At 32.5% G+C, this 2,923-nt stretch carries 3 protein-coding genes; all 3 read right to left on the minus strand.

Annotation, left to right across the window (positions count from 1 at the left end; genetic code table 11):
• Positions 1 to 379: 379 nt before the first annotated feature.
• The 3 genes from SP041_RS20555 to SP041_RS20565 all read right to left on the minus strand — a co-directional run bounded on the left by SP041_RS20555 (position 380) and on the right by SP041_RS20565 (position 2,648).
• The gene (locus SP041_RS20555; protein WP_025563605.1) at positions 380 to 742 is read right to left on the minus strand and encodes a hypothetical protein; all 363 of its coding nucleotides are present in this window, start codon (positions 740 to 742) and stop codon (positions 380 to 382) included.
• Between the two features lie 274 nt (positions 743 to 1,016).
• Entirely contained in the window at positions 1,017 to 1,430 is a 414-nt protein-coding gene (locus tag SP041_RS20560) for a hypothetical protein (RefSeq protein WP_025563604.1), read from the minus strand.
• A gap of 207 nt (positions 1,431 to 1,637) precedes the next feature.
• Positions 1,638 to 2,648 (minus strand): hypothetical protein, encoded by a 1,011-nt coding sequence (locus SP041_RS20565; protein ID WP_025563603.1) that lies wholly within the window; start codon positions 2,646 to 2,648, stop codon positions 1,638 to 1,640.
• Positions 2,649 to 2,923: the final 275 nt, after the last annotated feature.

The following is a 2,923-nucleotide window of genomic DNA, read 5'->3' on the forward strand; positions in this document are numbered from 1 at the left end:
TGTGCAACTTCTAATTTAAATTCGGGTGAATAAGTTGGTCTTGTTTGTTTTGTCATATTAATACCTGATTAGTTAAAGTGAGTTTATCACCTCTAATCAGATGGCCAAATTCATTATGCCACTACACCCAAATAATTAATTGCTTTTAGCAAATCTAAGCAGGAAGCTTGGTTTAAGCTCCTTTTAACTATAAAAAATAACGGGGTCAAATCTTTGCTTTTATCTATAAAAATAATATCGTCCTCATTCTTTTTATAAATGATACTAACGATATAGGAATTTAAGAAGAAAATGGATTACTCATATTTTTCTGTTTAAAAGATTCGATGCCCGATTATACTTGACCAAAATAGCACAGTGTTGAGATGATTAAGCCTCGCTAATCTTGAAACTTGTCTTTAAAGAAAAAGATGGTTATAAAGGCTAGAGTGAAGAATGCGATACTTGTTAAATGTAAAAACCATGCAAGGTACCAATCAATTTTTCTAGCATGATCTAAAACAGCTTGCTCATCAAATAGCGTCACTTTATTAATTTTTTTACGAGTAATAATTCGAGAATACATACTCAACCTTATGCCTATTCCTTTATCCCACTCAGGAGTTTCCCCTTTATTTTTTACCATCTCTCTATCAATATGGCGCATTGAAATTCTGCCAAAAGCTAAAATGGCAATAGCCCATAAGAGAAAGATTGGAAAAGCAAATATAAAATACCAAACATCAAAAGGTAAGTTAAACATATTTAATTCCTAGTGAAATAAAGTAAAATATTACTCAAAATATACAAACTCGGCATTAGGTAATTTTTCTTTGATAACTGCTAATACTTCCTCATAGTTATCTTTTGATCAATATAAATCACAGCCAGTAAAACTACCTTCACTATGCAAGTCGATCAGTAGACGTTTTTTGTTAACTTCTACTAAATTAATCCTTGAATTATCATTTTCTTCACCCCAAAAAAAACCACCGTAAAGAGCCTCCTTTGCCGCATCTTTCTGAGGTTTCATAAAACTAATAAAAATAGCCCCCCCCTGCTCCTACTAAGTACGTCGGGTTAGTGAACAAAGCAAATAATCCAACAACAACAGCAACCCATCTAAACCATCTAAACCATCTATAAAAATTAGTAGTATCTTGTTCTCGGTAACGGAAACGAGGGTACCGCTTCAAACAATTGAACAGTAGCCCTGACTCAGTTATTTTATAAGCAATGTCATAATACTGACTTCGGCTAATGCAATAGATAAAACCAAATGTAAGGTACAACGGCCACCTAAAAGCAGCTTGCCAATCCCAGCCTTGCCCAATATAAACAGGAGTAAATAATAAAAATAAAACAATCAACACAGGAATAGCTAATACTTTAGAATGATGACACAACGCTGACTCATGCCACATAAATGCACGAGGTTTATGCCACTGCACAATAGCAGGCTCATTTTGAAATGCTTCCTAATATAGAAATATCTATTTTCTTTAAGGTTTTAACGTTAAAGGAGAATTGTTGTTTGATTGAATAGAAAACTAACTTTGGAGGCCCGATATATTTGACTACTAAAATAAAGCCCCTGTAAATCTCCCTAAAAATTGGTCGTAATTATTGAGTATAATCCCCCTTCCACTTTGACTAAATTAACGCGTAATAATCCATTCACCATTTTCACGTCTGAACTTTATCGTCAAACTGTAAAACAGATTATTTTTGTTAACAAATCCAAGTATGTCAGTGAACTTTGATCTCATAAGGCTAACTATTTTTTTATTTTTTTCACGGTAAATACCAACCTGATTTGCAGTTCTCTTTCTAAGCTTCCAATTTGGGTCATCTATCGCCTTTTGTATATACTCTCTTAATAATCGCTCCATCTCTCCAGAATCATAACCAAAAGCAATATCTAACTCTTTATTACGCTCTGCAAATAATGGCATAATTGAGTCAACATCCCCTTTTTCCAGAGCATCTTGAATCTCTTTATAAGCTACAAATAATTCATTTATACTTTCAGACATATCTTCATCAGACAAGCTTTGATACTCAGGTAATGGATCACTATTAAAAAATGCCCAAAGTGGAAGCTGATTCGGTACAGAAACCTGACGGCTATAAATAAAAGTATCTTTGCTACTATATTCATTTTTAATAACTGATTTTAAATCAATTTCACCTTTACCAAATTCAACTTTATTATTAGCAGCTAAATGGTACCGTCCCGTTTTTAAAACTGTATTTAGCGTTTTATGATCATAGACTTCGTTCCCATTAAGTTCAATTATAGGTAATTTATAACTAGCACCTGAATCTCTATCTTCAATTACCAATGTCAATTTTACAGAGGCGCCAGAAGGAAATTTATTACCTTTAGCATCGCCAGCCCATACCCTAAACTGACTTTGCTCTGGATGCATCCAATGGTTAATAGGTAACTCTAGGTTATCTTGTGTATCGCTATTATATTGTTTAAAAACAATAACATCATTGACACTCACGAAATACTTTACTCCATGTCCTTGAATATTTAGTTTAAACCTCACATTACCTTGTAATATATTGACATCTTTGCCCCATGCACTTTGCAAAGACATTAATGCGATTAAACTAACTAAGGTAACTTTTAATAAAGTATTAAATTTATAAATTATCATTAACCTTTCCTAAACCCCATTGAATGTTTTAATTTAAGCTTAAAGTGTAGAGACGTATATTCATCAAATTAATAGAATAAATTTAAATCAGAAAGTGATTTGATAGCACATATATTTAACCACTACCTTTTAGGCTGAATGAAATTGCTGGACATATATGGTCACTCTTTATAAATCAAGATTAGATTGATTTTTATTTTCTGTTTAATAATTGATTACGTACAGAAGACTCGTCACCCTTATTAATAAAGGGGTGTTTTCCTGATTAAACTTGT

This window comes from Psychromonas sp. SP041 (genome assembly GCF_000470315.2).
Taxonomy (GTDB): domain Bacteria; phylum Pseudomonadota; class Gammaproteobacteria; order Enterobacterales; family Psychromonadaceae; genus Psychromonas.

Bases quoted from the DNA above. Each gene is read 5' to 3' on its own strand.
- SP041_RS20555 (WP_025563605.1), bottom strand. From the start codon at position 742: ATGTTTAACTTACCTTTTGATGTTTGGTATTTTATATTTGCTTTTCCA.
- SP041_RS20565 (WP_025563603.1), bottom strand. From the start codon at position 2,648: ATGATAATTTATAAATTTAATACTTTATTAAAAGTTACCTTAGTTAGT.